26 protein-coding genes and 1 tRNA gene are annotated in these 25,476 nt (G+C 74.2%); 20 read left to right on the top strand and 7 right to left on the bottom strand.

Annotated features, from left to right (window positions below; translation table 11 throughout):
• Positions 1–172 precede the first annotated feature (172 nt).
• On the top strand, positions 173–937 hold the full coding sequence (locus IG69_RS20380; RefSeq protein ID WP_036830224.1) for a hypothetical protein: 765 nt from the start codon (positions 173–175) through the stop codon (positions 935–937).
• A gap of 64 nt (positions 938–1,001) precedes the next feature.
• Here IG69_RS20380 and IG69_RS0114705 read toward each other — a convergent pair whose 3' ends face one another.
• Positions 1,002–1,187, bottom strand: coding sequence for a hypothetical protein (locus IG69_RS0114705; RefSeq protein WP_030528930.1), 186 nt, complete (start codon positions 1,185–1,187; stop codon positions 1,002–1,004).
• A gap of 115 nt (positions 1,188–1,302) precedes the next feature.
• Here IG69_RS0114705 and IG69_RS0114700 point away from each other — a divergent pair, with 115 nt between their 5' ends.
• Positions 1,303–1,914, top strand: coding sequence for a TetR/AcrR family transcriptional regulator (locus tag IG69_RS0114700; protein WP_051750600.1), 612 nt, complete (start codon positions 1,303–1,305; stop codon positions 1,912–1,914).
• 38 nt (positions 1,915–1,952) lie between these two features.
• Positions 1,953–2,702 carry a hypothetical protein gene (locus IG69_RS0114695; protein WP_030528928.1) on the top strand — a complete coding sequence of 250 codons (750 nt, stop codon included), beginning with the start codon at positions 1,953–1,955 and terminating at the stop codon, positions 2,700–2,702.
• Positions 2,703–2,719: 17 nt separating this feature from the next.
• Here the strand turns inward: IG69_RS0114695 and IG69_RS0114690 are convergent, their stop codons facing one another.
• Entirely contained in the window at positions 2,720–3,322 is a 603-nt protein-coding gene (locus tag IG69_RS0114690) for a DUF4126 domain-containing protein (protein ID WP_030528927.1), read from the bottom strand.
• A 207-nt stretch (positions 3,323–3,529) separates the two neighbouring features.
• Positions 3,530–4,699 (bottom strand): RtcB family protein, encoded by a 1,170-nt coding sequence (locus IG69_RS0114685; protein ID WP_030528926.1) that lies wholly within the window; start codon positions 4,697–4,699, stop codon positions 3,530–3,532.
• Positions 4,700–4,961: 262 nt separating this feature from the next.
• Here IG69_RS0114685 and IG69_RS0114680 point away from each other — a divergent pair, with 262 nt between their 5' ends.
• The 7 genes from IG69_RS0114680 (at position 4,962) to IG69_RS0114650 (ending at position 13,754) form a co-directional block, all read left to right on the top strand.
• On the top strand, positions 4,962–5,753 hold the full coding sequence (locus IG69_RS0114680) for a GNAT family N-acetyltransferase (protein WP_030528925.1): 792 nt from the start codon (positions 4,962–4,964) through the stop codon (positions 5,751–5,753).
• A 64-nt stretch (positions 5,754–5,817) separates the two neighbouring features.
• Positions 5,818–7,617: a methionine--tRNA ligase gene (gene metG / locus IG69_RS0114675; RefSeq protein ID WP_030528924.1), complete on the top strand. Its 1,800-nt coding sequence runs from the start codon at positions 5,818–5,820 to the stop codon at positions 7,615–7,617.
• Positions 7,618–7,623: 6 nt separating this feature from the next.
• Positions 7,624–8,478, top strand: a complete 855-nt coding sequence (locus IG69_RS0114670; RefSeq protein ID WP_030528923.1) for a TatD family hydrolase — start codon at positions 7,624–7,626, stop codon at positions 8,476–8,478.
• Between the two features lie 306 nt (positions 8,479–8,784).
• Complete coding sequence (locus IG69_RS23145; RefSeq protein WP_051750599.1) at positions 8,785–9,936, top strand: resuscitation-promoting factor; 1,152 nt, start codon at positions 8,785–8,787, stop codon at positions 9,934–9,936.
• A 125-nt stretch (positions 9,937–10,061) separates the two neighbouring features.
• A complete protein-coding gene (gene rsmA, locus IG69_RS0114660) occupies positions 10,062–10,949 on the top strand; it encodes a 16S rRNA (adenine(1518)-N(6)/adenine(1519)-N(6))-dimethyltransferase RsmA (RefSeq protein ID WP_030528921.1) in 888 nt (295 codons plus the stop codon).
• A gap of 55 nt (positions 10,950–11,004) precedes the next feature.
• Positions 11,005–11,934: a 4-(cytidine 5'-diphospho)-2-C-methyl-D-erythritol kinase gene (locus tag IG69_RS0114655; protein WP_030528920.1), complete on the top strand. Its 930-nt coding sequence runs from the start codon at positions 11,005–11,007 to the stop codon at positions 11,932–11,934.
• Positions 11,934–13,754 (top strand): ABC-F family ATP-binding cassette domain-containing protein, encoded by a 1,821-nt coding sequence (locus IG69_RS0114650; protein ID WP_030528919.1) that lies wholly within the window; start codon positions 11,934–11,936, stop codon positions 13,752–13,754. Before IG69_RS0114655 ends, IG69_RS0114650 begins: the two co-directional genes overlap by 1 nt.
• A 9-nt stretch (positions 13,755–13,763) precedes the next feature.
• Here the strand turns inward: IG69_RS0114650 and IG69_RS0114645 are convergent, their stop codons facing one another.
• Complete coding sequence (locus IG69_RS0114645; protein ID WP_030528918.1) at positions 13,764–14,315, bottom strand: PadR family transcriptional regulator; 552 nt, start codon at positions 14,313–14,315, stop codon at positions 13,764–13,766.
• 35 nt (positions 14,316–14,350) lie between these two features.
• Here IG69_RS0114645 and IG69_RS0114640 point away from each other — a divergent pair, with 35 nt between their 5' ends.
• Complete coding sequence (locus IG69_RS0114640; protein WP_157577622.1) at positions 14,351–15,163, top strand: alpha/beta fold hydrolase; 813 nt, start codon at positions 14,351–14,353, stop codon at positions 15,161–15,163.
• Positions 15,164–15,182: 19 nt separating this feature from the next.
• Here the strand turns inward: IG69_RS0114640 and IG69_RS0114635 are convergent, their stop codons facing one another.
• Positions 15,183–15,680 (bottom strand): MarR family winged helix-turn-helix transcriptional regulator, encoded by a 498-nt coding sequence (locus tag IG69_RS0114635; RefSeq protein WP_030528916.1) that lies wholly within the window; start codon positions 15,678–15,680, stop codon positions 15,183–15,185.
• Between the two features lie 81 nt (positions 15,681–15,761).
• On the opposite strand from IG69_RS0114635, the gene IG69_RS0114630 reads away from it, so the two are divergent.
• A complete protein-coding gene (locus IG69_RS0114630; RefSeq protein WP_030528915.1) occupies positions 15,762–16,568 on the top strand; it encodes a methyltransferase domain-containing protein in 807 nt (268 codons plus the stop codon).
• Positions 16,569–16,583: 15 nt separating this feature from the next.
• On the opposite strand, the gene IG69_RS0114625 is transcribed toward IG69_RS0114630, so the two are convergent.
• A complete protein-coding gene (locus IG69_RS0114625; RefSeq protein ID WP_030528914.1) occupies positions 16,584–17,195 on the bottom strand; it encodes a TetR/AcrR family transcriptional regulator in 612 nt (203 codons plus the stop codon).
• Between the two features lie 173 nt (positions 17,196–17,368).
• Here IG69_RS0114625 and IG69_RS0114620 point away from each other — a divergent pair.
• The 6 genes from IG69_RS0114620 (at position 17,369) to IG69_RS0114595 (ending at position 22,901) form a co-directional block, all read left to right on the top strand.
• Positions 17,369–17,447 (top strand) — tRNA-Gln (locus IG69_RS0114620).
• A 309-nt stretch (positions 17,448–17,756) separates the two neighbouring features.
• Positions 17,757–18,005: a hypothetical protein gene (locus IG69_RS0114615; RefSeq protein WP_030528913.1), complete on the top strand. Its 249-nt coding sequence runs from the start codon at positions 17,757–17,759 to the stop codon at positions 18,003–18,005.
• A gap of 283 nt (positions 18,006–18,288) precedes the next feature.
• A complete protein-coding gene (locus tag IG69_RS0114610) occupies positions 18,289–19,767 on the top strand; it encodes an MFS transporter (protein ID WP_030528912.1) in 1,479 nt (492 codons plus the stop codon).
• 14 nt (positions 19,768–19,781) lie between these two features.
• On the top strand, positions 19,782–20,324 hold the full coding sequence (locus IG69_RS21180; RefSeq protein WP_051750598.1) for a universal stress protein: 543 nt from the start codon (positions 19,782–19,784) through the stop codon (positions 20,322–20,324).
• 100 nt (positions 20,325–20,424) lie between these two features.
• Positions 20,425–21,900 (top strand): bifunctional UDP-N-acetylglucosamine diphosphorylase/glucosamine-1-phosphate N-acetyltransferase GlmU, encoded by a 1,476-nt coding sequence (glmU, locus tag IG69_RS0114600; RefSeq protein ID WP_036830220.1) that lies wholly within the window; start codon positions 20,425–20,427, stop codon positions 21,898–21,900.
• Positions 21,897–22,901, top strand: coding sequence for a ribose-phosphate diphosphokinase (locus IG69_RS0114595; protein ID WP_281174741.1), 1,005 nt, complete (start codon positions 21,897–21,899; stop codon positions 22,899–22,901). The genes glmU and IG69_RS0114595 overlap by 4 nt, the downstream gene beginning before the upstream one ends.
• Before the next feature lie 26 nt (positions 22,902–22,927).
• Here the strand turns inward: IG69_RS0114595 and IG69_RS0114590 are convergent, their stop codons facing one another.
• A complete protein-coding gene (locus tag IG69_RS0114590; protein WP_030528908.1) occupies positions 22,928–23,485 on the bottom strand; it encodes a CGNR zinc finger domain-containing protein in 558 nt (185 codons plus the stop codon).
• Positions 23,486–23,592: 107 nt separating this feature from the next.
• Here IG69_RS0114590 and IG69_RS0114585 point away from each other — a divergent pair, with 107 nt between their 5' ends.
• Both IG69_RS0114585 and IG69_RS0114580 read left to right on the top strand, forming a co-directional pair.
• On the top strand, positions 23,593–24,564 hold the full coding sequence (locus IG69_RS0114585) for an EamA family transporter (RefSeq protein ID WP_051750597.1): 972 nt from the start codon (positions 23,593–23,595) through the stop codon (positions 24,562–24,564).
• A gap of 202 nt (positions 24,565–24,766) precedes the next feature.
• Positions 24,767–25,447: a 50S ribosomal protein L25/general stress protein Ctc gene (locus tag IG69_RS0114580; RefSeq protein ID WP_030528906.1), complete on the top strand. Its 681-nt coding sequence runs from the start codon at positions 24,767–24,769 to the stop codon at positions 25,445–25,447.
• The last annotated feature ends 29 nt before the right edge of the window (positions 25,448–25,476 follow it).

The following is a 25,476-nucleotide window of genomic DNA, read 5'->3' as shown; positions in this document are numbered from 1 at the left end:
GCGGGCCTGCACGGTCGCTGGGAGGTCGCTGGACGCCGGCTCCCTGCGAGTTCCCGCAGTTCGTGACGGGCGCCGACCCGCGTGCCGGATACAGTGACGCCGCTCGCCCGCGTGGGGCGGGCCGCCACGACCGCCGTCCCCTCCGACGGCTCGCACCCCGAAGGTTCTTCGCATGTCCTCGATCCGTCCTGCCCGCCGCGCCGCCGCCGGCCTGGCCACCGCCTCCGTCGTCGCGCTCGCCCTCGCGGGCTGCGGCGGCTCCTCCACCGACGCCTCGACGACGGCGGCCTCCGCCGCCGCGAGCTCCTCGGCCCCCACGACGTCGGCCCCCTCGGAGCCGGAGCAGCCCTCGATGGGCGAGCTCTACACCAAGGTCCGCACCGCCTCCCTCGCCGCGAAGTCCGGCCACCTCGACGGCAAGGTCACGCAGGGCGGCGAGACGGTCGCCCTCGAGATCGAGGGGCAGGCCGACGGCTCGAACCAGAAGACGACCATCGGCATCGGCAAGGGCACCGCCGAGATCCTCACCGTCAAGAAGAAGTACTACATGTCGGCCGACAAGGCCTTCTGGACCGAGCAGACCGGCGACGCCTCGGCGGCCAAGCTGCTCGTCGGCAAGTACGTCGCGATCTCCGGCTCCGACGCCAAGCAGTTCGGCGACCTCACGCTGGGCGCGCTGCTGGACCAGATGTTCGAGGAGAGCGAGCTCTCGACCCTCGAGAAGCTGACGAGCGAGGTCGAGACGCGTACCGAGGACGGCAAGGAGGTCTGGGTCGCCTCGGACGGCTCGGGCAGCGAGATCTGGGTGGACCCGAAGACCGAGCGCCTCGTGAAGATCGTCGTCGGCGGCAAGGACGCCGGCGAGCTCACCTTCGACAGCTGGGACGACGTCGACACCTTCTCCGCGCCGCCGGCCTCCAAGGTCGTCACGCCCTGACCTCGGCCCGCACGCGCGGAGGGCCCCCGACCACGTGGTCGGGGGCCCTCCGCGTCGGGGTGGGTCAGTGGGCGGCGGCCAGGCCGTAGTAGGCCGGGATGCCCAGGTGGCGCCGTCGGCGGTCCTCACGGGTGCGGCCGAGGGCGGGCAGGACGACGGCGAGGGTGAGCCCGACGACGACGACCCCGAGCACGAGGCTCGTCCAGAGGAGCGTGGTGGCGATGACCGAGAGGCCGGTGAGGGTTCCCATGGTGGTGTCCTTTCCTTCTACGTCTGTAGACGATTCTACTGATGTAGAAGGTGCGGGGGCAAGCCGTTGTTCCCGCGTCCTCGGCGACCGGGTGGCGGGAGGCACAATGACGCCGATGACCCCCACCGCCGCGACGCCCCCGCCCGGTCGCCCCGCCGTGCCGACCGGCCGCCGCGCCGAGCTGCTCGCCGCCGCCGTCGACGTCGTCTCCGAGAGCGGTCTGCGCGGTCTCACCCACCGGGCCGTCGACCGCCGGGCGGGTCTGCCGGAGGGCACCTGCTCGGCCTACCTGCGCACCCGGGTGGCCCTCCTCGTCGCCCTCGCCGAGCACGTCGGCGGCACGCTGGAGCGCCGCGTCGAGGAGCTGGGGGAGGAGCTCGCCGACTGCGCGGGGGACGCCGACGCCGTCTCCGCCGCGGTGACCGACCTGACCGTCGGCTGGGTCCGCGAGCCGGCGCTCGTGCGCGCCCAGGCCGAGCTGTCGCTCGAGGCCGCCCGCCAGCCCGACCTCGTCGAGGTGTTCGGGCGGTGGCGCCGCGGCCTCCTCGGCACGGTCGAGCGGATGGGGGTCCTGGCCGGCAAGGCGTCCCCCGCCGAGGACGCGGTCGTCGTCGTCGCGGCGGTCGAGGGCCTGCTCGTCACGGCGGTGCGGATGCCCGCCGCGGAGCGCGAGCCGTTCCTGCGCTCGGCCGTCCCCCTCCTCGTGCGGGCGCTGCACGACCGGTGAGCGGAGCGGGGGGAGCGGTGACACGAGGGGAGTGGTCGGTGGTGACGCGGCGCTCGGCGCTCGCGCTCGCCGGGACGGGCGTGCTCGGCGGGTGCGCGGGGCTGCGGCTGGAGCAGCCCACGTCCGCGGCCCCGACCCCGACGCCGCAGGCGCCCCCGCCCACCGAGTCGAAGGTGCTCGCCGACGTGCGCACCTCCGCGCTGTCGGCCGACTCCGCCCGGGTCGTCGGCTCTCTCGGAGCCGGGACGGCGATCGTGCGCGTCGCGCTCGAGGGCGCGGCCGACGGCACCGACCAGCGGCTCGTCCGGGCCGCCCGCGGGCGGGGCGTCGGGGCCGTCCTCACCGTCGACGGGGCGCACTGGCTGGCCGGTGACGAGGAGTGGTGGCGCGCCCTGGTCCCGCGCTCCGCGGCAGCGTCCCGCGTCGGGCGCTGGGTGCCGGTCGACGCCGCGCTCGCCGCGAGCGCGGGCGGCGAGGCGCTGCGCGCCCTCCTCACCGGGCTGCTCGACGCGCCGGCGGTGGCCCGCCTCGGCGCCAGCACCCGCACCGTCGTGCCGCTCGACCTCGACGGGCGAGCGGTGTGGCGGCTCGGGGAGGCCCGCACCGGGGCCCGGCTCTACGTGGCGGCCGACGGCAGCGCCGAGCTGGTGCGCGCCATCGTCACCGGCACCGGGGCCGTCGACCTGGCCTTCGGGGCGTGGGGCTCCGCCAGCACGTGGGCCCCGCCGGCCGCGGGGGAGCGCCCCGACCTGCCGACCCCCGAGGTCCCGCCGGCCCCGGAGGGCTGACCGCGGCTGAGCCCGGCTCAGGGGCCGGCGTAGGTCGGAGGGCGCCGGGACCGTCGCCACTCGCGGACCCGCAGCCACATCCACACGAGCAGCCAGGCGAGCAGGCCGAGGGCGACGACGACGAAGACCGGCGCGAGGATCGCGACGACCGACAGGCCGATCGACGCGCCGTCCTCGACGGTCGAGACGACCGGGGCGCCGAGCCCGACGGTGGCGCCGTTGACCACCGGGCGGGCGGCCATCTTCCCGGTGTGGACCAGCCCGGCGACGGCGACGCCGAGCACGACGCCGACCCACGGGTGGTCGGCCATCCACGTCGACCGGTCGATCTCGGACGCCGCGCTCGTCGCCGAGAAGATCAGCCCGCCCACGCTCGGGCGGATGAAGGTCTGGATCGCGTCGTTGACGGTGTCGACGGCCGGGATCTTGTCGAGGACGACCTCGGCGAGGAGCAGCAGCGAGCCGACGCCGATGGCCCAGCCGCTCGTCATCCACTCGTAGCCCGCGGGCAGGACGATCAGGTCGGTGAAGCGCGCGACGAGGGCGACGACCAGGAAGGGGATGTAGGCGTTGAGGCCGGCGGCGGCCGACAGGCCCGTCCCGGTGAGGGCAGCCAGCACGGCGTCCTCCTTCGGCGTGGGGGCGACCGGGGCCACCCGGGTGGGAACAGCGCTGCTCCGACGTCAGGGTAGCCCCGGCGGTTCCGGCGCCCCCGGACCCACCGGGCCCTCCCCGTCGCGCGCTACACCGCAGGACGTGTCGCTGTGACGACACGTCCTGCGGTGTAGCCGGGTGCGGGCTCGGGGCCGGGGAGGCCTGGCCCCGCGTCAGTCGCCCTTGACGTTGACGAGCTGCCGCAGCGTGTGCCGGACCCGGACCAGGTCGGCGGCGTCCGCCATCACCGCGTCGATGTCCTTGTACGCCGCGGGGATCTCGTCGAGGAACGCGTCGGTGTCGCGGTACTCGATGCCGGCCATCGCGGCCCGCAGCTCCTCCGGCGTGAACCGACGCCGGGCCGCCGACCGCGAGTACGCCCGTCCCGCGCCGTGCGGCGCGGAACAGAGCGACATCCGGTCACCGAGCCCTTCGACGACGTACGACCGGGTCCCCATCGACCCCGGGACCAGGCCGGGCTGGCCCTCCCGGGCCTCGATGGCGCCCTTGCGGGTGACCCACAGCGTCCGGCCCCAGTGCTCCTCCTGCTGGGTGAAGTTGTGGTGGCAGTTGACCCGCTCGTGCTCGACGAGGTCGGTGCCCGTGAACTCCGCCACCTGGCGCAGGACCCGGTCCATCATCTCCTCGCGGTTGAGCAGCGCGTAGTGCTGCGCCCACCGCAGCTCCCGCAGGTAGGACCAGAACTCCGGGGTGTCCTCGACGAGGTACGCGAGGTCCCGGTCGGGCAGCTCGATCCAGAACTTCTCCATGAGGCGCCGGGCGACCGCGATGTGGTGCTGCGCGATCTTGTTGCCGACGCCCCGCGACCCGGAGTGCAGGAAGGCCCAGACCCGGTCCTGCTCGTCGAGGCTGACCTCGATGAAGTGGTTGCCGGAGCCGAGCGAGCCCAGCTGCAGCCGCCAGCGGCCGGCGCGCGCGTCCGGGTCGAACGCGGCCTCGGCGGCGAGCGCCTCGAGCTCGGCGACCCGCGGCTGCGCGGTCGCGACGACCGTGCGGTTCGCGGCGCCCGCCGACAGCGGGACGGCCCGCTCGATGCTCCGCCGCAGCGGCGCGAGGTCGCGGCCGACCAGGTCCTCGCGCGTCAGCTGGGTGCGGACGGCGATCATCCCGCAGCCGATGTCGACACCGACCGCGGCCGGCACGACGGCCCGCTCGGTCGGGATGACCGAGCCCACCGTCGCGCCGAGGCCCAGGTGGGCGTCCGGCATGAGCGCGAGGTGCGGGAAGACGAAGGGCAGGCGCGAGGTGCGCTCGGCCTGCTCGAGGGTCGAGGGCTCGAGCAGCGAGGCCCAGCTGACGAGCCGTGGGGTGATCTTCTCCATCGGTGACGCACCTCCTTGTCCTGTCGTGTGCGTCATGGCGGCCCGGACCGTCCGGGCCGTGGAGGAGCCTGGCAGGCCGATGCCGCAGCGCGCCAACGATTTCCGTCGAGCCCCGAGCAGCGGAAACCCGGTGGCTCGGACCCGCCGGACCCTCCCGGTCGCGGGCTACACCGCAGTACGCGTCGCTGCGGCGACCCTTACTGCGGTGTAGCCGGCCATGAACTCGGTGGCCTGCTCGACGGCCGCGGGGGAGGATCGCGGCATGGACACCGACCCGGCCGCGCTGCTGCGCGTCTACGACGACCAGCTGCGCACCGACGCCGAGACCCCCGGCGCGGTCTCGGTGGAGCGGCGCGGCCCGCTGCGGCTCGCGACGTTCCCGGGGGGTCGCGGGTTCGTCAGCTACCGCGACCTCGGGGGCGCCGACGCGGCGACCGTGCGTGCCTGGGTCGGCGAGGCGCTCGAGCACTTCCGCGCCGACCCGGCCGTCGTCGACGTCGAGTGGAAGACCCGCGGCCACGACGTCGCGCCCGGGCTGCACGAGGCGCTGCTCGCGCACGGCTTCGTGCCGGGCGAGGTCGAGTCCGTGATGATGGGCCCCGCCGCCGGCCTCGCCGTCGAGGTCCCCCTGCCCGACGGAGTGACGCTGCGCCGGGTGACCGGCGAGGCCGAGGTGCGCCGGATGAGCGCCGCCGCCGACGAGGCCTTCGGCGACCCCGTCTCGACACGGCGGGCCGACGACCTGCTCTTCCGGCTCGCGCGCGACCCCGACATGGAGCTGTGGGTGGCCGAGGCCGACGGGCTGGTCGTCAGCTCCGGTCGGCTCGAGCCCGTGCCGGGGACCGACGTCGCCGGGGTCTGGGGCGGCGCCACGCTCCCCGCGTACCGGGGCCGTGGCATCTACCGGGCGCTGACCGCCGTCCGCGCCCGCTCGGCCCTGCGCCTGGGGAAGACGGTGCTGCACAGCGACTCGACCGAGTACTCGCGGCCGATCCTCGAGCGGTCCGGGCTCGTGCGGGTCACGACGACGACGCCCTACGAGTGGACGCGGTGACACCGGCCCCGCTCGCACGGTGGTCGGCGCGGACGCCGGGGCGCCGACGCCTAGGATTCGGGGCATGAAGGTCCTCTCCGCCGTCGCCTGGCCGTACGCCAACGGGCCCCGTCACCTCGGCCACGTCGCCGGGTTCGGCGTGCCCTCCGACGTGTTCAGCCGGTACATGCGGATGGCCGGGCACGACGTGCTCATGGTCAGCGGCTCCGACGAGCACGGGACGCCGATCCTCGTCCTCGCCGACCAGGCCGGCGTCACGCCGCGGGAGTTCGTCGACCGCAACCACGCGGTCATCGCCGGCGAGCTCGCCGACCTCGGTTGCACCTACGACCTCTACACGCGCACGACGACCGCGAACCACTACGCCGTCGCGCAGGAGCTGTTCCGGCAGAACTGGCTCAACGGGTACATGGTCGAGCGCACCCAGCAGGGGGCGATCTCGCCGTCGACCGGCCGGACCCTGCCCGACCGCTTCATCGAGGGCGAGTGCCCCATCTGCCACTACCCCGACGCGCGGGGGGACCAGTGCGACAACTGCGGCAACCAGCTCGAGCCCGAGGACCTCATCGACCCGCGCAGCAAGATCAACGGCGAGACGCCGGAGTTCGTCGAGACGCAGCACTTCTTCCTCGACCTGCCGGCGCTCGCGGACGCGCTGCGCGAGTGGCTCGAGGGCCGCGACGCGTCCGGCACGTGGCGGCCGAACGTCATCAAGTTCAGCCTCAACATCCTCGACGACATCAAGCCGCGCGCGATGACCCGCGACATCGACTGGGGCATCCCGGTGCCGCTCGACGGCTGGGTCGACAACCCCGCCAAGCGCCTCTACGTCTGGTTCGACGCCGTCATCGGGTACCTGTCGGCCTCGATCGAGTGGGCGCGCCGGCTCGGCGAGCCCGAGCGCTGGCGCGAGTGGTGGAACGACCCCGAGGCCCTGACCTACTACTTCATGGGCAAGGACAACATCACCTTCCACAGCCAGATCTGGCCGGCCGAGCTCCTCGGCTACGCCGGGAAGGGTTCTCGTGGAGGCGAGCCCGGGACGTTCGGCGAGCTCAACCTGCCGACCGAGGTCGTCTCCAGCGAGTACCTGACGATGGAGGGCAAGCAGTTCTCCACCTCGCGCGGCTACACGGTCCTCGTGCGCGACGTCCTGGACCGCTACGGGCCCGACGGCATCCGCTACTTCATCTGCGCGGCCGGCCCGGAGAGCCAGGACTCCAACTTCACCTGGCGCGACTTCGTCCAGCGCAACAACTCCGAGCTCGTCGCCGGATGGGGCAACCTCGTCTCGCGCACCGCGGCGATGGTCGCGAAGAACTTCGGCGAGGTACCGCAGCCCGGCACCCTCGAGCCCGTCGACGAGGAGGTCCGAGCAACGGTTCTCGCCGGGTTCGACTCCGTCGGAGGGCTGCTCGAGCGGCACCGGCAGAAGGCGGCCATCGCCGAGGCCATGCGGGTCGTCGGCGAGGTCAACGCCTACGTGTCGCGCACCGAGCCCTTCAAGCTCAAGGGCGAGGACCAGCGCGAGCGACTGGCCACGGTGCTGCACACGCTCGTCCAGTGCGTCAGCGACCTCAACACGATCCTCGCGCCGTTCCTCCCGCACGCGGCCAACCGTGTCCACGGGGTCCTCGGCGGCGAGGGCGAGCTCGTCCCGATGCCCCGGCTCGAGACGGTCACCGGCCTCGACCCCGAGGACGAGGGCCGCTCGTGGCCGGTCATCACCGGCGACTACTCGGGCTTCCCCCGCTGGGAGTCACGCCCGGTCGTCGTCGGCACCCCCATCAGCAAGCCGGCCCCGGTGTTCACGAAGCTCGACGAGTCCGTCGTCGACGACGAGCTCGCCCGCGCCGGCGGCTGAGCCCGGATGACGTCGCAGCCGAGCCGTCGGGGCGAGCCCGAGGCGCCGGACCCGCTGCCGATCCCGGTGGTGGACAACCACACCCACCTCGACATCAGCCGGGAGGGCGAGACGGTCGGGGTCGACGACCTGGGGCCGGTCCTGCGGGCCGCGGCGCGCGTCGGCGTCGACCGGGTCGTCCAGGTGGGCTGCGACCCGACCGGCAACGAGTTCGCCGTCGCGGCGGCCGAGGCGCACCCGTCCGTGCTCGCCGGCGTGGCGCTGCACCCCAACGAGGTCCCCGGGCTCGCGGCGCGCGGTGAGCTCGACGCGCAGCTCGCGCGTGTCGAGGAGCTGGCCGGCCGGCCCCGGGTGCGGGTCGTCGGCGAGACCGGCCTGGACTTCTACCGCACCGGCCCCGACGGGCACGCGGTGCAGGAGGAGTCGTTCCGCGCGCACGTCGAGATCGCCAAGCGCACCGGGCTGGCCCTCCAGATCCACGACCGGGACGCCCACGACGACGTGCTCCGTGTCCTGGCCGACGCCGGCGCCCCCGACCGCACGGTCATGCACTGCTTCTCGGGTGGCGTCGAGACCGCCCGCGAGTGCGTGAGCCGGGGCTACCACCTCTCCTTCAGCGGCACCGTGACGTTCAAGAGCGCCAAGGAGCTGCGCGACGCGCTCGCCGTCACCCCGCTCGAGCTGCTCCTCGTCGAGACCGACGCGCCGTACCTGACGCCGCACCCCTGGCGCGGGGCGAGCAACAGCCCGATGCTCGTGCCGCTCACCGTGCGGGTCATGGCCTCGGTGCTCGGGGTGGCCGTGCCGACGCTCTGCGAGGCGCTGTCGGAGAACGCCGAGCGGCTCTACGGCCCCTGGTGAGGGCATGCGATCGCGAGTGACACATCCCACAGTGGTGGATGTGGCTCGTGTGACTGGTGTGACGGATCCAGGTCCCCCGAACGGGTCTTCCTGAGAGCCCCCCGTTACCGAAACTTGACCTGTGCGTGGGGCGTCCGTCACGGTGGAGGCAGATGGCCGGGGTCGGAACGCCCCGGACGTCGTGTGTCAGGCCAGGATCCGGCAGTGCCGCCGGGGCCCGGGACGGCACACCCGACCCCACCGGTCGGGGCCCGATCGGGTCGACGTCCGGCGCCGGTGCCCGGGACGTTCAACCCTGGAGTCCTCTTGCTCTCTCGCACGATCCGCCATGCCGCCCAGGGCGTGGCCGCCCTCGCCGTCGCCGCAGGCTCGGTCGGGGTCGCCCACCTCGACAAGGCGGTCGCGCTGACCGTCGACGGGTCCCCCCGGTCGGTCCACGTGTTCGGCGGCACCGTCCGCGACGCCCTCGAGAAGAGCGACATCTCGGTCGGTGAGCACGACGTCGTCGTGCCGTCGCTCGACGCCGCCATCTCCGACGGCGACCACATCTCGGTCCGCTACGGGCGCAAGCTCGTCGTGACCGTCGATGGCCAGCGCCGCGAGTACTGGACGACGGCCACGACCGTCGACGCCGCGCTGCGCGACGTCGGGGTGCGCGCCGACGGCGCGGTCCTCACCGCGTCCCGCTCGCAGACCCTCGGTCGTGAGGGCCTCGCCCTGTCGGTGACGACGCCGAAGGACGTGACCATCCTCGACGGCGGCAAGCGCCGCACCGTGACGACGACCGCCCCGCAGGTCGCCGCGGTCTTCGGCCAGCTCGGCATCGAGCACGACGCCGACGACACCGTCGACCCGGGGGTCACCACCGCCGTGCGCGACGGGATGACCATCACCCTCACGCGCATCGAGACGAAGACGCAGACCAAGTCCGAGTCCGTCGCCTTCAAGACCACCCGGACGAACGACTCCTCGATGGCCGCGGGCACGACGAAGACCGTCACCGCCGGCAAGGCCGGCTCGAAGAAGGTCACCCGCGAGCTGCGCTACGTCAACGGCAAGCTGAGCGGGACGAAGGTCGTCAAGACCGTCGTCACGAAGAAGCCCGTCGCCGCCGTCGTCAAGGTCGGCACGAAGAAGGCCGCCGTCTCCTCGTCGTCGTCGTCCTCCTCGTCCGCCCCGCGCAGCGCCGGCAATACCTCGGGCGCCGGGATCAACCTCGCCAACGCGGCGATGTGGGACCGCATCGCCCAGTGCGAGTCCAGCGGCAACTGGTCGATCAACACCGGCAACGGCTACTACGGCGGCCTGCAGTTCGCCACCGCGTCGTGGCTGGCCTACGGCGGCGACGACTTCGCCCCGCGCGCCGACCTCGCGAGCCGCGCCGAGCAGATCACGGTCGCCAACCGCTACTACGCCAAGGCCGGGCTCTCGCCTTGGGGCTGCGCGCACGCGGCCTGACACCGCACCGTGGCGCCCCCACCGGCGCCGCGGACCGTCCGAGGACCCCGGGTCGAGCGACCCGGGGTCCTCGCGCGTCCGGGACCGCGGCGGACGTCGCGCCGCGCCGTGGCTAGGGTGACCGCGTGAGCGAGCCCGAGAACGCCCCCGACGCCGCCCTCCTCGGGGCCGCTGACGTCCGGGAGGTCGCCGCGCGCCTCGGCATCCGGCCGACGAAGCAGTGGGGGCAGAACTTCGTCGTCGACGGCAACACCGTGCGCCGCATCGTCCGGGTCTCGGGCGTCGGCCCCGACGACGTGGTCGTCGAGGTCGGGCCGGGCCTCGGCAGCCTGACCCTCGCCCTCCTCCCCGTCGTCCGGCGGGTCGTGGCCGTCGAGGTCGACCCGACCCTGGCCGGCGCCCTGCCCGCCACCGCCGCGGCGCGAGCGCCCGGCCTGGCGGACCGGCTCGAGGTGGTCCCCGCCGACGCCCTCGTCGTCACCGACCTGCCCGGGCCGCCGCCCACCGCGCTCGTCGCGAACCTTCCCTACAACGTCTCCGTGCCCGTCGTGCTGCGGATGCTCGAGCTGTTCCCCTCGCTGCGGACGGTCCTCGTCATGGTGCAGCTCGAGGTCGCCGAGCGGCTGGCCGCCCCGCCCGGCTCGCGCACCTACGGCGTGCCGAGCGTCAAGGCCGCCTGGTACGCCGACGTCCGCCTGGCCGGTCAGGTGCCACGCAGCGTCTTCTGGCCCGTGCCCAACGTCGACAGCGGGCTCGTCGCGTTCACGCGGCGCCCGGCGCCGGAGACGACCGCGACCCGCCCGGAGGTGTTCGCCGTCGTCGACGCCGCGTTCGCCCAGCGGCGCAAGACCCTGCGCGCCGCGCTCGCCGGGTGGGCGGGGTCGCCCGCCGCCGCCGAGGAGGCCCTCGTCGCCGCGGGCGTCGACCCGCGCACCCGCGGCGAGCAGCTCGACGTCGCGGCCTTCGCGCGGATCGCGGCCGCCCGCACCGCGTCGCGCGCCGTCGAGGGCTGAGCCTGCGCCGCGCACTGCGCGCGGCGCACGCCCCGGCTCTGACTAGGGTGAAGCCATGACCTCGGCCCCCACCGCGCCCGGCGCCGTCACCGTGCGCGTCCCGGCCAAGGTCAACCTCGAGCTCCTCGTGGGTCCCGTCCGCGACGACGGCTACCACGACCTCTCCACCGTCTACCAGGCCGTCAGCCTGTACGACGAGGTCACCGTCGCGCCGGCCGACGCGTGGGGCGTGTCGGTCTCGGGCGCGCTCGCCGACGGCGTGCCGACCGACGGCGACAACCTCGCGCTGCGCGCCGCACGCTTCCTCGCCCGCCGCTGCGACGCCGACCCGGTGCACGTGAGCATCCGCAAGGGCATCCCCGTCGCCGGGGGGATGGCCGGTGGGTCCGCCGACGCGGCCGCGACGCTCGTCGCCCTCGACCAGCTGTGGGAGCTCGACCTCGAGCGCGACGAGCTCGAGGCCGTCGCCGCCCAGCTCGGCAGCGACGTCCCGTTCCTCGTCGCCGGCGGCACCGCGATGGGCAGCGGCCGCGGGGAGCTCCTCGCGCCGGTGCTGGCCCGCGGCACCTACCACTGGGTCCTCGCGCTCGCCGACGGCGGTCTCTCGACCCCGGCCGTCTATGCCGAGTGCGACCGGCTGCGCGCCGGCTCCGACGTCCCGGCCCCGGTCGCGACCCCGGCGCTCATGGCGGCGCTGCGCACCGGCGACCCGCACGAGCTCGCGCCCCAGCTGACCAACGACCTCCAGGACGCCGCCGTCAGCCTGCGCCCGGACCTCGGCGAGGTGCTCGCGGCCGGGATGGAGTACGGCGCGCTCGGCGGCATCGTCTCCGGCTCCGGCCCGACCATCGCCTTCCTCGTCGACGGCTCCGAGGCCGGCATCGACCTCGCCGTAGCGCTCACGGCGAGCGGGGTCGTCCGCGACGTGCGGCGGGCCACCGGCCCGGTGCACGGCGCCCAGGTCCTCCACCACCGGGTCGACTAGTGGCGAGCCTCGTCTCCGTCGAGCGCGCCTCCCTCGCCCTCGGCACGACCCAGGTGCTCGACGCCCTCTCCCTCGGCGTCGCCGGTGGCGACCGGATCGGCGTCGTCGGCCGCAACGGCGGCGGCAAGACGACCCTGCTGCGCGTCCTCTCCGGCGACCGCGAGCCCGACGACGGCCGCGTCGCGCGGGTCGGCGGGCTGCGGACCGGGGTCCTCACCCAGGCCGACACCCTCGACCCCGCCTCGACCGTCCGGGAGTCCGTCCTCTCGGGGATGGCCGAGCACGAGTGGGCCGCCGACGCCCGGGTCCGCGACGTCCTCGTCGGGCTGCTCGGCGGCCTCGACGCGCCCCTCGTCGGCGGTCTCGACGGCCCGGTCGCCCCGCTGTCCGGCGGCGAGCGGCGCCGGATCGCCCTCGCGGCGCTCCTCGTCGCCGCGCCGGACCTGCTGCTCCTCGACGAGCCGACCAACCACCTCGACGTCGAGGGCGTCGCCTGGCTGGCCGCGCACCTCGTCGAGCGCTTCGCGGGGCCCTCGCGCGGCCTCGTCGTCATCACCCACGACCGCTGGTTCCTCGACGCGGTGGCGACCCGGACGTGGGAGGTGCAGGACGGCGCCGTGCACCAGTACGAGGGCGGGTACGCCGCCTACGTGCTCGCCCGGGCCGAGCGCGAGCGGATGGCCGGCGTCATCGCCGACCGGCGTGACAACCTGCTGCGCAAGGAGCTCGCGTGGCTGCGCCGGGGCCCGCCCGCGCGCACGAGCAAGCCGAAGTTCCGCATCGACGCCGCGAACGCGCTCATCGCCGACGAGCCGCCGGCGCGCGACGACGTCGAGCTGATGCGCTTCGCGACGACGCGCCTCGGCAAGGACGTCGTCGACCTGCTCGACGCGCGCCTCACCGTCGGCGACCGCGTCCTGCTCGACCGCTTCACGTGGCGGCTCGGGCCGGGCGACCGCGTGGGCCTCGTCGGGGTCAACGGCGCCGGCAAGTCGACGCTCCTGCGTGCCCTCGCCAGCGAGGCGGAGCTCGCGGCGGGCAAGCGCAAGGTCGGTGTCACCGTGCGGCTGGCGCACCTCACCCAGGAGGTCCGCGAGCTCGACGCGTGGGCGGACCGCCGCGTCATCGAGGCGGTCGAGGACGTCCGTGCCGTCGTGCGCCTCGGCCCCAAGGAGCTGACGGCCTCGCAGCTCGCGCAGCGCCTCGGCTTCACCGGTCCCAAGCAGCAGACGCGCGTCGGCGACCTCAGCGGCGGCGAGCGCCGTCGCCTCCAGCTGACCCGCCTGCTCATGGACGAGCCGAACGTCCTCCTCCTCGACGAGCCGACGAACGACCTCGACATCGACACGCTCACCTCGCTCGAGGATCTCCTCGACGGCTGGGCCGGCACGCTCGTCGTCGTCTCGCACGACCGGTACCTCCTCGAGCGGGTCTGCGACCGGCAGCTCGCGCTGCTCGGCGACGGTGTCCTGCGCGACCTGCCCGGCGGCGTCGAGGAGTACCTGCGCCTGCGGCACGCCCTCGTCGAGAGCGGCGGCGGGGTGCGCGAGGTGCCCGGTGGTGCGGCGCCCGCTCCCGCGGCGGCGGCCGCCCCCGGCCCGAACCCGGCCGAGGTGCGCGAGGCGCGCAAGGTGATGGCGCGCGTCGAGAAGCAGCTGCAGCGCCTCGCGACGCGCGAGGAGCGCCTGCACGCGGCGATGGCCGAGGCCGCGACCGACCACGGGCGCGTCCTCGAGCTCAACCGCGAGCTGCGCGAGGTCGTCGACGAGCGCGAGGTCCTCGAGCTCGAGTGGCTCGAGGCCGCCGACGTCGTCGGCTGACGCCGGGGCTCAGCGCGGCCGGCGCAGCTCGGCGAGCATGAGGTCGCACCACTCGAGGGCCGCGCGGCGGGTCAGACGCCCGCCCTCGAGCGTCAGCCGGCTGGCGAAGGCGGGGGAGTCGGGCTCGAGCGCGGCGGGGTCGCCCGCGAGCGAGGCGAGGTCGGCCTCGTAGGCGGCGAGACGTTCGGCGTGCCCGGCGCGCACCCGCTCGACGAGCCCGGCGGCGGCCTCGGGCTCGACGACCCAGAGCGACCACAGGCGCAGCACCTCGAGGTCGCGCACCGGCTGGGGCGCGAGGTCGGCGACCACCCAGGTGCGCAGTGCGTCCAGCCCCGCCGCGGTCGGGCGGTAGCGCTTGGTGGGCAGCGGCCCGCGCCCCGGGACCTCGTCGTGCTCGACGAGACCGTCGTCCTCGAGCCGGGCGAGCTCCGGGTAGACCTGGCTGTGGCCGGCGGTCCAGAAGAAGCCGACGGGACGCTGCATCCGCCGCGCGAGCTCGTAGCCGGTCGACGGACGCCGGGCGAGCAGCCCGAGGAGGGCGTGACCGAGGTCCGAGGGCATGGACGCAGGCTAGCCCGATATGTCACAGTCGACATATGAGGCGGGGCGGTCGTGGTCGGAGGGTCGGGGCGGTCGCGGCGGTGCTCGTCGCCGCCGGGTGCGCGGGCGGAGGCCCCACGACGGCGACGTCGCCGACCACCCCGGCCCCGCTGCCGACGGCGGCCGTCACGACCGTCGCCGAGCGCTGTCTGAGCAGCGCCCCGGGCCGGATCGTCGCGGTCGAGGCGCCGGACGGGTCCGGGATGACCGGGGCCACCTACGGCTCGGGGCGGCGGGCCGTCGTCCTGCTGCACCAGACGGGAGCCGGCGGGTTCTGCGGCTGGGTGCCGTACGCGCGCTGGCTCGGGGAGCACGGGATGCTCGCGCTCGCGGTCGACGACTGCGTCCACGGCGCGTCCCGGTGCACGGACGCCACCACGGCGGACGTACGGGCCCAGGTGGCGGCCGCGGTCGACCGGGCCCGCGCGAGCGGGGCCGAGCGGGTCGCGGTCGTCGGCGCGTCGATGGGCGGCGCCCGCGCCCTCGGGGTCGGTCAGGCCGCCGGGGCCGACGCCGTCGTCGACCTGTCCGGGCCGGAGCGGTGGGAGGGTGTGCCCGACGCCGTGACGGCGGCCCGCGCGACGACCGTCCCTCTCCTCGTCGTGTCGTCCGACGGGGACGACGGCATCGACGGCGACGTGCTCGACGCCGCGGTCGAGGCCTCGCCGAGCACCCGCAAGCAGCGGGTCCGCCTCGAGGGGTCGGCCCACGGCTGGGACGTCGTCACCGAGGGCATCGGCGACGCCGCCGAGGTCACCGACCACGGGCCGTGGCTGCTGCGCTGGGTGGAGGGGGCGCTCGACCACTGACCGTGGCGGCCCCCGCCGGTCAGCGCGCGGTCTCGAAGGGGCGCAGCAGGCGGCGCAGGAGGGCGGCGAGCCCGTCGCGCTCGTCGGGGCCGAGCTCGGCGAGCAGCTCGCGCTCGCTCGCGAGCAGCCGGTCGAGCGCGGCGTCGACGACGGCCGTGCCCTCGGGGGTGAGGCGGACGATGACCCCGCGGCGGTCGCCCGGGTCGGGGCGCCGCTCGACGTAGCCGCGCGCCAGGAGCCGGTCGACCCGGTTGGTCATCGTCCCGCTCGTCACGAGCGTCTCGGCGACCAGCTGCCCCGGGCTCAGCTCGTAGGGCTCGCCGCGGCGGCGCAGCGCCGACAGCACGTCGAACTCCCAGCCCTCGAGGCCCGTGCCGGCGAAGGCGCGGCCCCGGGCGAGGTCGAGGCGCCGGGCGAGCCGCGAGACGCGGGAGAGCACCTCGAGCGGCGTGACGTCGAGGTCGGGTCGCTCGCGCCGCCAGGCGGAGACGATACGGTCGACGTCGTCAGCGGCCATGGCGCGATGCTACTCCTCGTCAAACTTCTTGACGTCGAGAAACCGGCGTGCCGGGCCGTCGCCCGTGTCGAGGAGGCCGCGATGAGCACGTCGAGCTGGGACCCGTCCGCCTACGGGCGCTTCGCCCGCGAGCGCTCGCGGCCGCTCTCGGACCTCGTCGCCCAGGTCGGGGCGCAGGACCCCGCGCTCGTCGTCGACCTCGGGTGCGGCCACGGGCCGGCGACCCTCGCGCTCGCCGCGCTGTGGCCCGACGCGCGCGTCGTCGGGGTCGACGCCGCCGAGTCGATGCTCGAGGCGGCCCGCGACCTCGACACCGCCGGCCGCGTCGAGTGGGTGCAGTGCGACCTGCGCGACTGGGACCCCGCCTCCCTCGGCCAGGCACCCGACGTCGTCGTCACGAGCTCGACGCTGCAGTGGGTGCCCAGGCACCTCGACCTCGTCGTCCCCTGGGTCGAGGCCCTCGCGCCCGGCGGATGGTTCGCGCTCCAGGTCCCGGGCAACTTCGACGCGCCGAGCCACCGGCTGATGCGCGATGTCGCCGAGGGTCACCCGCGGGCCGGCGAGCTGACGGCCGCCCTCGACGTGCCGGCGGTGGGGGAGCCGGCCACCTACCTGCGGATGCTCTCGCGGCTGGGCTGCGAGGTCGACGCGTGGGAGACCACCTACGTCCACCTGCTCGACCCGGACGCCGAGGACGAGAACCCGGTGCTCACGTGGGTCACCGCGACCGGGCTGCGCCCCGTCCTCGACCTGCTCGAGGACGAGGACGAGCGGGCGGCGTTCCTCGAGCCGTACGCGGCGGCCCTGCGCGAGGCCTACCCCCGCAGCTCGGCCGGTGTCGTCTTCCCGTTCCGCCGCGTGTTCGCCGTCGCGCACCGCGACGACTGAGGCGCGCCCCCGGGGTCAGTCCAGGGCCAGCGTCTCGGGTGTGAGGGACGGCTTCGGCTCGAGGCCGGTCAGCCCGTTCCACGCGAGGTTGACGACGTGCGCCGCCACCTCCTGCTTCTTGAACTTGCGGTTGTCGAGCCACCACTGACCGGTCAGCGCGACCATCCCGACGAGCATCTGCGCGTACATCGGGGCGGCCTTGGGGTCGAGCTTGTGCTTCTTGAACTGCGCCGCGAGGATGTGGTCGACCTGGCTCGAGATGTCGCTCATCAGGCTCGCGAAGGAGCCGGTGGCCTGGCCGGTCGGGCTGTCGCGCACGAGGATCCGGAAGCCGTCGGAGTTGTTCTCGACGTACGCGAGCAGGGCGAGCGCGGCCCGCTCGATGAGCTGGCGGGAGGTGCCGCCGGAGTCGAGGGCGGCGGCGACGCCGGCGAGCAGCGACTCGATCTCGCGGTCGACGACGACCGCGTAGAGGCCCTCCTTGCCGCCGAAGTGCTCGTAGACGACGGGCTTGGACACCCCGGCGGAGGCGGCGATCTCCTCGATGGTCGCCCCCTCGAAGCCACGGTCCGCGAAGTGCTTGCGGCCGACGCCGATGAGCTGCTCCCGCCGCTCGCGGCCGGTCATCCGCGCGCGTGCGGTCCGAGACTTCTTGGCCCCCGTGTCGTCGCTCACCCGCGCCATTGTGCCGCCTCGCCCGCCCCTGCCGTGCCGCGCCCCGGCCGTGGGTGCGCCCGAGCGCGTGCGGGGGGAGGCCGCCGAGCGACTACCCTCGGGCCCAGCCGTCCTGCGGGCGGCGGTCCCCGGTTGGTCTGCTGGTAGGGCCCGCCTGACTTTGAATCAGGACAAGCGACGTAGGTTCGATTCCTACCCGGGGAGCAGGCGATGCGGAGCGAGCCGGCTCCCCGGGGAGGAATCCGGGGAGCGGCACCGCACGGGTGACGAAGGAACCCGGGCGGAGACGCGGCGCCTACCCGGGGAGCCCACCGCGAACGTGTGTGAAGAACGTCGGCGTACCGACGTTCTTCACACACGTCCGGGAGGGAGCATCGGGGGCGAGCAGGAACGGCGCCCGGGACGGGGTCGGCCGTCCGGCCAGAAATCGTCCAACATTCGGCTCGGATCTTCCCGAAACCCTCGCCAACCGGGCAAGATCGTGCTAACCGCACCGAGCCGGAGGAGCAGGGCATGACGATGGACACGATCACCTCGGCCCTGCGCTGGACCTTCTGGTCCCTCGTGTACCTCGCGGCCGCCCTCGTCGCGATGATCGTCTCCCTCGGCATGGCGGGCCCGTACCTCCCCCTTCCCCTGCGCTTCGCGCTCCTCGGCGTGTTCTACGTGGGCATCGCCCTCGACGTGCGCCACAAGCTCCGTGGTGGGCGCGACGGCGCGCCCTCCGACGGCGAGCCGGTCCGGGTGACCCGCCGCCGCTGACAGCTCGACCCCGCGACGCCGCGCCCCGACCCAGACGGCACCCCCTGCACCGCCGCTCGTCGGGGCGCGGTCATGTCCGCGCCCGGTCACCCATGACATTCGTCATGGGTCCGCAAAGCGCCTGAGGCGCAGCCAGATCCCGTGCGCACCGCAGCCCCACCGGCGGGCCCCGCCGGGTCTACGTTGCAGGGATGCCCGGCTCCCTCGCCGTCCGGCTTCCCGTGGGGAGGACGACGTCGTCCGGGTCAGTAGCACTGCCCGGACGCACCAGGAGGGACGTGACGTGACGACGACGGAGTCGACGCAGACGCAGGAGAAGCCGGTCAAGAGCCTCATCCCGGCCCGGATGCACGACATGCCGTGGGTGAAGTTCCACTGGCTCGTGATCTTCGGCCTCGGGACGGCGTGGATCCTCGACGGGCTCGAGGCGCAGATCGTCGCCGCGGGCGGTTTCGAGAAGACGCTCGACATGTCGGCGGCCGACGTCGGCCTGGCCGGCACGGTCTACCTCGTGGGGCAGGTGGTCGGGGCCGTGCTGTTCGGCCGCCTCACCGACTCCTGGGGGCGCAAGCGGCTGTTCACGCTGACCCTGGCGCTCTACCTCGTCGCCGCGGCGGCCGCCGGTCTCGCGCCGAACATGACGCTCTTCCTCGTCTTCCGCTTCATCTCCGGGATGGGCATCGGCGGCGAGTACTCGGCGGTCAACTCCGCCGTCGACGAGCTGATCCCGGGGCGCTTCCGCGGCCGGGTCGACCTCGCGATCAACGGCACCTACTGGGCCGGCGCGGCGATCGGCGCGTTCGCCTCGACGATCCTCCTCGACACCGACCGCTTCGGCCAGGACGTCGGCTGGCGCATCGCGTTCTTCATCGGCCCGGTGCTCGGCCTCGGCATCATCTACCTGCGCCGCCACATCCCCGAGAGCCCGCGGTGGATGGTGACGCACGGCCGGACGGAGCAGGCCGAGAAGGTCGTCGGCGACCTCGAGGACGAGGTGCGCGCGGCGGGCAAGGAGCTGCCGCACCACTCGGACGACGACGCGATGTGGATCAAGGCGCGCGAGGGGCTGACGTTCAAGCAGCTGCGCTACGTCTTCTTCCACATGTACCCGACGCGCACGGCGCTCGGCGCGACGCTGATGATCACGCAGAGCTTCCTCTACAACGCGATCTTCTTCACCTACGCGCTCGTCCTGCAGAACTTCTACGACAAGACCCCGTCGCAGGCGGCGCTCTACTTCTTCCCCTTCGCGATCGGCAACCTCCTCGGGCCGCTGCTCCTCGGGCCCCTGTTCGACACGATCGGGCGCCGGCGGATGATCACCGGCTGCTACGCCTTCGCGGGTGTCGTGCTGGCGATCTCGGCCTGGCTGTTCCAGCAGGACGCCATCGGGGCCGGCGTGCACACCGCGTTCTGGTGCGTGGCCTTCTTCTTCGCCTCGGCCGGTGCGTCGGCGGGGTACCTCACGGTGTCCGAGATCTTCCCGCTCGAGGTCCGCGGCCAGGCGATCTCGTACTTCTTCGCCATCGCGCAGGTCTTCGGCTCGATCGGGCCGGTCTTCTACGGCTGGCTCATCGGCGACGGGAAGGACCGCACGCCGATGTTCTGGGGCTACATGATCGCGACGGGGATCATGCTCGTCGGCGCGCTCGTGGCCCACGTGTGGGGCGTGGACGCCGAGAACAAGAGCCTCGAGGAGATCGCGCCGCCGCTCACGAGCTACGACGAGCAGGGCAACGAGACCGTCAAGCTGCCGGTGTGATCGGAGGGCCTGGGATGACCGAGCACGTGTACACCGTCGTCGTCGGGGTCAGCCCGCGGTCGAGCTCGCCGACCGCCCTGCGCTGGGCCCACGAGCAGGCCCGCGCGCACGGCGGGAGGGTCGTCGCCGTGCGGGCCTGGCGCACCCCCAACCCGCAGGCCACCCCCTCCGGGACCACCGCCTCCCGCGTGGCGAGCGTCACCGACACCGAGCACGACGCGATGGCGCGCCTCGCCGCCGACGTCGGCTCCGTGCTCGGCGAGGGCCACGACGTCGACGTCCGCGTCGTGCGCGGCGACCGGCGCAGGGCCCTCCTCGACGCGGCCGAGGACGCGGACCTGCTCGTCGTCGACGCGCCCCGCTCGCTCGCGTCCGCGCCGCTGTTCGCCCACCGGCTCGTCTACGCCGCGCCCTGCCCGGTGGTCGTCATGCCCCCGCGCATCTCGGGGGAGCCGCAGACCGGCCTGGAGCGCGCCGGCTGGGCCGCGGTCCGGGCGGCCGGGAGCGCCGGCCGGCCGGGTCTCGGCACCACGCGGGCCGACCGGGGCCGGGGCTGAGGGACCGGCGGGCCGGGTCACCCTGGCGGGCGGGGTCCCTCCCGCCCGGCGGTAGCATGGCGCCCGGCCCGTGGCACCGACCTCACCTGGAGCACAGCGCGTGAACGCGACTCGACCGGCCGCCGTCATCGTCCTCGCCGCAGGCGAGGGGACGCGGATGAAGTCCTCGACCCCCAAGGTCCTCCACCGCATCGGGGGCACGACCCTCCTCGGGCACGCCGTCCGGGCGGCGCGGGCCACCGCCGCCGAGCACGTGTCGGTCGTCGTGCGCCACGAGCGCGACCGGGTCGTCGAGTTCTGCTCCGGCTTCGACGCCGGGCTCCTCATCGCCGACCAGGACGACGTCAAGGGCACCGGCCGGGCGGTCGAGTGCGGGCTCGAGGTCCTACCCGCCGACCTCGACGGCACCGTGCTCGTCACCTACGGGGACGTGCCGCTGCTCACCGGCGAGACGCTCGTCGCCCTCACCGAGGCGCACACGTCCTCGGGCAGCGCGGTGTCCGTCATCACGGCCCACCTCGAGGACCCCACCGGCTACGGCCGCATCGTCCGCGACGCCGACGGACACATCGCGCGCATCGTCGAGCACAAGGACGCGAGCGAGGCCGAGCGCGCCCTCACCGAGATCAACTCGGGCATCTACGCCTTCGACGCCGCGCTGCTGCGCGAGGCGCTCGCGCAGGTCGGCACCGACAACGCGCAGGGCGAGAAGTACCTGACCGACGTCGTGCAGATCGTCCACGAGGCCGGCCGCGTCGTCAGCGCGCACGTCGTCGACGACCCGTGGCAGACCGAGGGCGTCAACGACCGCGTCCAGCTGGCCGAGCTCGGGCGGGTCCTCAACCGCCGGGTCTGCGAGCGGCACATGCGCGCCGGCGTGACGATCGTCGACCCGGCGACCACGTGGGTCGACGTCGACGTGACGATCGGCCGGGACGCGACGATCCTGCCGGGCACGCAGCTGCTCGGCGCGACGAGCATCGGCGCCGGCTCCGTCATCGGCCCGGAGGTCACGCTCACCGACACCGAGGTGGGGGAGGGGGCCGAGGTCACCCGCGCCGTCGCGAACCTCGCCGTCGTCGGCGACGGCGCCACGGTCGGCCCGTACTCCTACCTGCGGCCCGGGACGCGCCTCGGGGCGCACGGCAAGATCGGCGGCTTCGTCGAGACGAAGAACGCCGACATCGGCGAGGGGGCCAAGGTCCCCCACCTCACCTACGCCGGCGACGTGACGATCGGCGAGGGCGCGAACATCGGCGCCGGCACGATCTTCGCCAACTACGACGGCGTCGCCAAGCACCACACGACGATCGGGGCGCACAGCTTCGTCGGCTCGCAGTCGGTCGTCGTCAGCCCGGTGCACGTCGCCGACGGGGCCTACGTCGCGGCGGGCAGCGCGCTCACCGGGGACGTCGCGCCGGGGCAGATCGCCGTGGCCCGGGGGCGCCAGCGCAACGTCGACGGATGGGTCGAGCGCGCCCGCGCCGGCACCCGCACCGCGCAGGCCGCCGCGCGCGCCCGCGCCGCCGAGCAGAGCACGGACACCGACCCCACCCCGGAGGGCCCCACCTCGTGAGCAGCAGCAACCGTCCCCCCTCGGCCAACATCCGCAAGCGGCCGAAGAAGCAGCTCATGGTCTTCTCGGGCCGGGCCAACCCCGGCCTGGCGCAGGAGGTCGCCGCGCAGCTCGGCACCGAGCTCGTGCCGACGAGCGCGTACGACTTCGCGAACGGCGAGATCTACGTGCGCTTCGAGGAGTCGGTGCGCGGCTCGGACGCCTTCGTCATCCAGAGCCACACGAGCCCGATCAACGAGAACATCATGGAGCACCTGCTCATGGTGGACGCGCTCAAGCGGGCCAGCGCCAAGCGCATCACGGTCGTCATGCCGTTCTACGGCTACGCCCGCCAGGACAAGAAGCACCGTGGCCGTGAGCCGATCAGCGCGCGCCTCGTCGCCGACATGTTCCGCACGGCCGGCGCCGACCGCCTCATCTGCGTCGACCTCCACACCGACCAGATCCAGGGCTTCTTCGACGGCCCCGTCGACCACCTCATGGCCATCCCCGTGCTCTCGGAGTACGTGGCGCGCAGGTACGGCGACGAGGACCTCGCGGTCGTCTCGCCGGACGCCGGCCGCATCAAGGTCGCCGAACAGTGGTCCAAGCGGCTCGGCGGCGCGCCGCTGGCCTTCATCCACAAGACGCGCGACATCAACCGGCCGAACGAGACCGTCGCCAACCGCGTCGTCGGTGAGGTGCGCGGCCGGGTCTGCGTCCTCGTCGACGACATGATCGACACCGGCGGCACCATCACCAAGGCCGCCGACGCGCTGATGGCCGACGGCGCCAAGGACGTCGTCATCGCCGCGACGCACGCGATCCTCTCGGAGCCGGCGGTCGAGCGCCTCGAGGCGTGCGCGGCCCGCGAGGTCATCGTGACCAACACGCTGCCCATCGCGCCCGAGAAGGAGTTCGAGGGGCTGACGACGCTCTCGATCGCGCCGCTCATCAGCGCCGCGGTCAAGGAGGTCTTCGAGGACGGCTCGGTCACGAGCCTCTTCGGCGGCCGCGCCTGAGCCTCCCCCCGCGGGCGCCGGCCGGGTCAGGACCCGGCGGCCGCCCGGCGGGCACGGTAGGCGGCGACGTTGGCGCGGGTGCCGCACGTGCCGTCGCAGAACTTGCGCGACCGGTTGCGCGAGAGGTCGACGTAGACGTCGTCGCAGTCGTCGGCCGAGCAGACCGCGAGCCGTTCGCGCTCGTCGGCGCGGATGACGTCGACCATCGCCATCGCGAGCTCGACGGCGACGCGCTCGGCGAACGGGGCGTCGTCGTCGGTCGCGTGGACGTGCCAGCCCTGGCCGTCGTGCTCGACGAGCCGGGGCGTCGCGCCGGCGTCGGCGAGCAGGGCGTTGACCTCGGTGACCTGCTCGGCGAGCGGGGCGGTCCACAGCCGCTCGATGCGGGCCCGGACGCGGTGGAGGGCGCCGACCTCGTCGGGGCCGTCGGGCCGGCCGCCGCTCCACTGCCACGCGTCCATCCACGCGAGGACGGCCGCGACGTCCGGCAGGTCCTCGTCCTCGCTCGACCCGTGCCCGGGTGCGGTGTTGACCAGGGCCGCCGCGTGCCGCAGCACGAGGTCCGTGTCATGGGTGAAAACCATCTTGACTCCTGACAGGTCGCGGCCCTACTGTCAGGTGCAACATAGCAGTTGACTCCTGACATCCCGGTGGGCGCCGGGCGAGGGGTCCGGGCGCAGGAGGCAGCGGGATGGTCGAGGCGGTCCGTCGGCACGTCGGGGTCGGGCTCGTCGCGCTGCTCCTCTCGAGCGCCGCGTTCGGCACGTCGGGGCCGTTCGCGAAGTCGCTCATCGGGGCCGGCTGGTCGCCGGGGGCCGTCGTGCTGCTGCGCATCGCCGGGGCCGCGGTGCTCCTCCTGCCCGTCGGGCTGTGGCAGGTGCGTCACCGGCTCCGCGAGGTGCGGCGCGAGCTCCCCCTCGTCGGCGCCTACGGCTGCCTCGCGGTGGCCGCCGCCCAGCTGGGCTACTTCCAGGCCGTCGAGCGGCTGGCCGTCGGCGTCGCCCTGCTCATCGAGTACCTCGGCATCGTCCTCGTCGTCCTGTGGGTCTGGCTCCTCACCCGGCGGGCGCCGCACCGGCTCACCGGTCTCGGCATCGTCCTCGCCCTCACCGGGCTGGCGCTCGTCCTCGACGTCACCGGGCAGCGGACGCCCGACCTCGTCGGCGTCGCGTGGGGCCTGCTCGCGGCGGCCGGGCTCGCCGGGCACTACGTCCTCGCCGCGCGCGAGACGACGCTGCCCCCGTTCACCTTCGCCGCCCTCGGCCTCTTGGCCGGCGCGGTCGTGCTCGCCGTCCTCGGCGGCACCGGCGTGCTCCCGATGAAGGTGGGAGCCGGACGCGTCGACGTCGCCGGCGCGAGCGTGCCGGCGTGGGTCGCCCTCGCCGAGCTCGTCGTCGTGGCCGCGGCCGTCGCCTACGTCCTCGGTGTGCTCGGGGCGCGCCACCTCGGTTCGACCCTCGCCTCGTTCGTCGGCCTCACCGAGGTGCTCTTCGCCGTGCTCTTCGCGTGGCTCGTCCTCGGCGAGCTGCCCGGTCCGTGGCAGCTCGTCGGTGGTCTCGTCGTGCTCGCCGGGGTCGCCGCGGTGCGCGTCGGGGAGCGGCGGCAGGAGGAGGCGGGGCGGCGCCGGGACGCCGATTTCGACCTACCCTCTCCCGTCGCCTAGACTCTCGGGGTTGCCTCGGCGAGGGACGTCGCACCGGAGCAGTGGTCCGGCCGGGCCGCAGGGCCCGCGACCTCCGTGATCGACGCTGGCGGTGCGCAGACCCCCCTGGGGTGGTCCGCGGGCCGTTCGCGCGCCGGTCCGGTGCCACGCCCCGCGTCGAGGACGCACCGTCCAGCTTCCCGATCCACCCCAGGAGTACCCGATGTCCGACGTCACGAAGCTCGTCGCCGAGCAGCGCACCCAGTTCGGCAAGGGCGCGGCCCGCAAGATCCGCCGCGACCACAAGATCCCCGCCGTCATGTACGGCCACGGCACCGAGCCGGTGCACATCACCCTGCCGGGCCACGAGTCGATGCTCGCGCTCAAGCACACCAACGCCCTCCTGACGCTCGTCATCGACGGCAAGGAGCACCTCGCGCTCGCCAAGGACGTGCAGCGCGACCCGATCAAGCCGGTCATCGAGCACGTCGACCTCGTCGTCGTCCGCCGCGGCGAGAAGGTCACCGTCGAGGTCGCCGTCCACGTCGAGGGCGAGGCCGCGCCGGAGACCGTCGTCACCACCGTCATGGGCACGGTCGAGCTCGAGGTCGAGGCCACGAACATCCCCGAGAGCGTCGTGCACTCCGTCGAGGGCGCCCAGGTCGGCACCCAGGTCCTCGCGAGCGACCTGACCCTCCCGGCCGGCGCCACGCTGGTCACCGACCCCGAGGCCCTCGTCGTCAACGTCACCGCCCAGGTGACGGCCGAGGAGCTCGAGGCCGAGCTCGAGGAGGCCGAGGCCGAGGCCGGCATCGAGCGCGAGGAGTCCGAGGACGAGGCCGCCGAGGGCGCCGAGTCCTCCGACGACGAGTCCGCCGAGGGCGAGGGCTCCGACGAGTCCTGAGCTCCGCTCGCACGTCCCGCACGGGGCCC

It is taken from the genome of Phycicoccus jejuensis (assembly GCF_000720925.1).
Taxonomy (GTDB): Bacteria; Actinomycetota; Actinomycetes; order Actinomycetales; family Dermatophilaceae; genus Phycicoccus; species Phycicoccus jejuensis.
The sequence above is the reverse complement of the archived record's forward strand: the minus strand, read 5'-3'. Positions and strand labels throughout refer to the sequence as shown.

Excerpts from the sequence above, each read along its gene's own strand:
- IG69_RS20380 (WP_036830224.1), top strand. The coding sequence starts at position 173 with ATGTCCTCGATCCGTCCTGCCCGCCGCGCCGCCGCCGGCCTGGCCACC.
- IG69_RS0114705 (WP_030528930.1), bottom strand. The coding sequence starts at position 1,187 with ATGGGAACCCTCACCGGCCTCTCGGTCATCGCCACCACGCTCCTCTGG.
- IG69_RS0114700 (WP_051750600.1), top strand. The coding sequence starts at position 1,303 with ATGACCCCCACCGCCGCGACGCCCCCGCCCGGTCGCCCCGCCGTGCCG.
- IG69_RS0114685 (WP_030528926.1), bottom strand. The coding sequence starts at position 4,699 with ATGGAGAAGATCACCCCACGGCTCGTCAGCTGGGCCTCGCTGCTCGAG.
- IG69_RS0114680 (WP_030528925.1), top strand. The coding sequence starts at position 4,962 with ATGGACACCGACCCGGCCGCGCTGCTGCGCGTCTACGACGACCAGCTG.
- metG (WP_030528924.1), top strand. The coding sequence starts at position 5,818 with ATGAAGGTCCTCTCCGCCGTCGCCTGGCCGTACGCCAACGGGCCCCGT.
- IG69_RS0114670 (WP_030528923.1), top strand. The coding sequence starts at position 7,624 with ATGACGTCGCAGCCGAGCCGTCGGGGCGAGCCCGAGGCGCCGGACCCG.
- IG69_RS0114655 (WP_030528920.1), top strand. The coding sequence starts at position 11,005 with ATGACCTCGGCCCCCACCGCGCCCGGCGCCGTCACCGTGCGCGTCCCG.
- IG69_RS0114645 (WP_030528918.1), bottom strand. The coding sequence starts at position 14,315 with ATGCCCTCGGACCTCGGTCACGCCCTCCTCGGGCTGCTCGCCCGGCGT.
- IG69_RS0114640 (WP_157577622.1), top strand. The coding sequence starts at position 14,351 with ATGAGGCGGGGCGGTCGTGGTCGGAGGGTCGGGGCGGTCGCGGCGGTG.
- IG69_RS0114635 (WP_030528916.1), bottom strand. The coding sequence starts at position 15,680 with ATGGCCGCTGACGACGTCGACCGTATCGTCTCCGCCTGGCGGCGCGAG.
- IG69_RS0114630 (WP_030528915.1), top strand. The coding sequence starts at position 15,762 with ATGAGCACGTCGAGCTGGGACCCGTCCGCCTACGGGCGCTTCGCCCGC.
- IG69_RS0114625 (WP_030528914.1), bottom strand. The coding sequence starts at position 17,195 with ATGACCGGCCGCGAGCGGCGGGAGCAGCTCATCGGCGTCGGCCGCAAG.
- IG69_RS0114615 (WP_030528913.1), top strand. The coding sequence starts at position 17,757 with ATGACGATGGACACGATCACCTCGGCCCTGCGCTGGACCTTCTGGTCC.
- IG69_RS21180 (WP_051750598.1), top strand. The coding sequence starts at position 19,782 with ATGACCGAGCACGTGTACACCGTCGTCGTCGGGGTCAGCCCGCGGTCG.
- IG69_RS0114590 (WP_030528908.1), bottom strand. The coding sequence starts at position 23,485 with ATGGTTTTCACCCATGACACGGACCTCGTGCTGCGGCACGCGGCGGCC.
- IG69_RS0114585 (WP_051750597.1), top strand. The coding sequence starts at position 23,593 with ATGGTCGAGGCGGTCCGTCGGCACGTCGGGGTCGGGCTCGTCGCGCTG.
- IG69_RS0114580 (WP_030528906.1), top strand. The coding sequence starts at position 24,767 with ATGTCCGACGTCACGAAGCTCGTCGCCGAGCAGCGCACCCAGTTCGGC.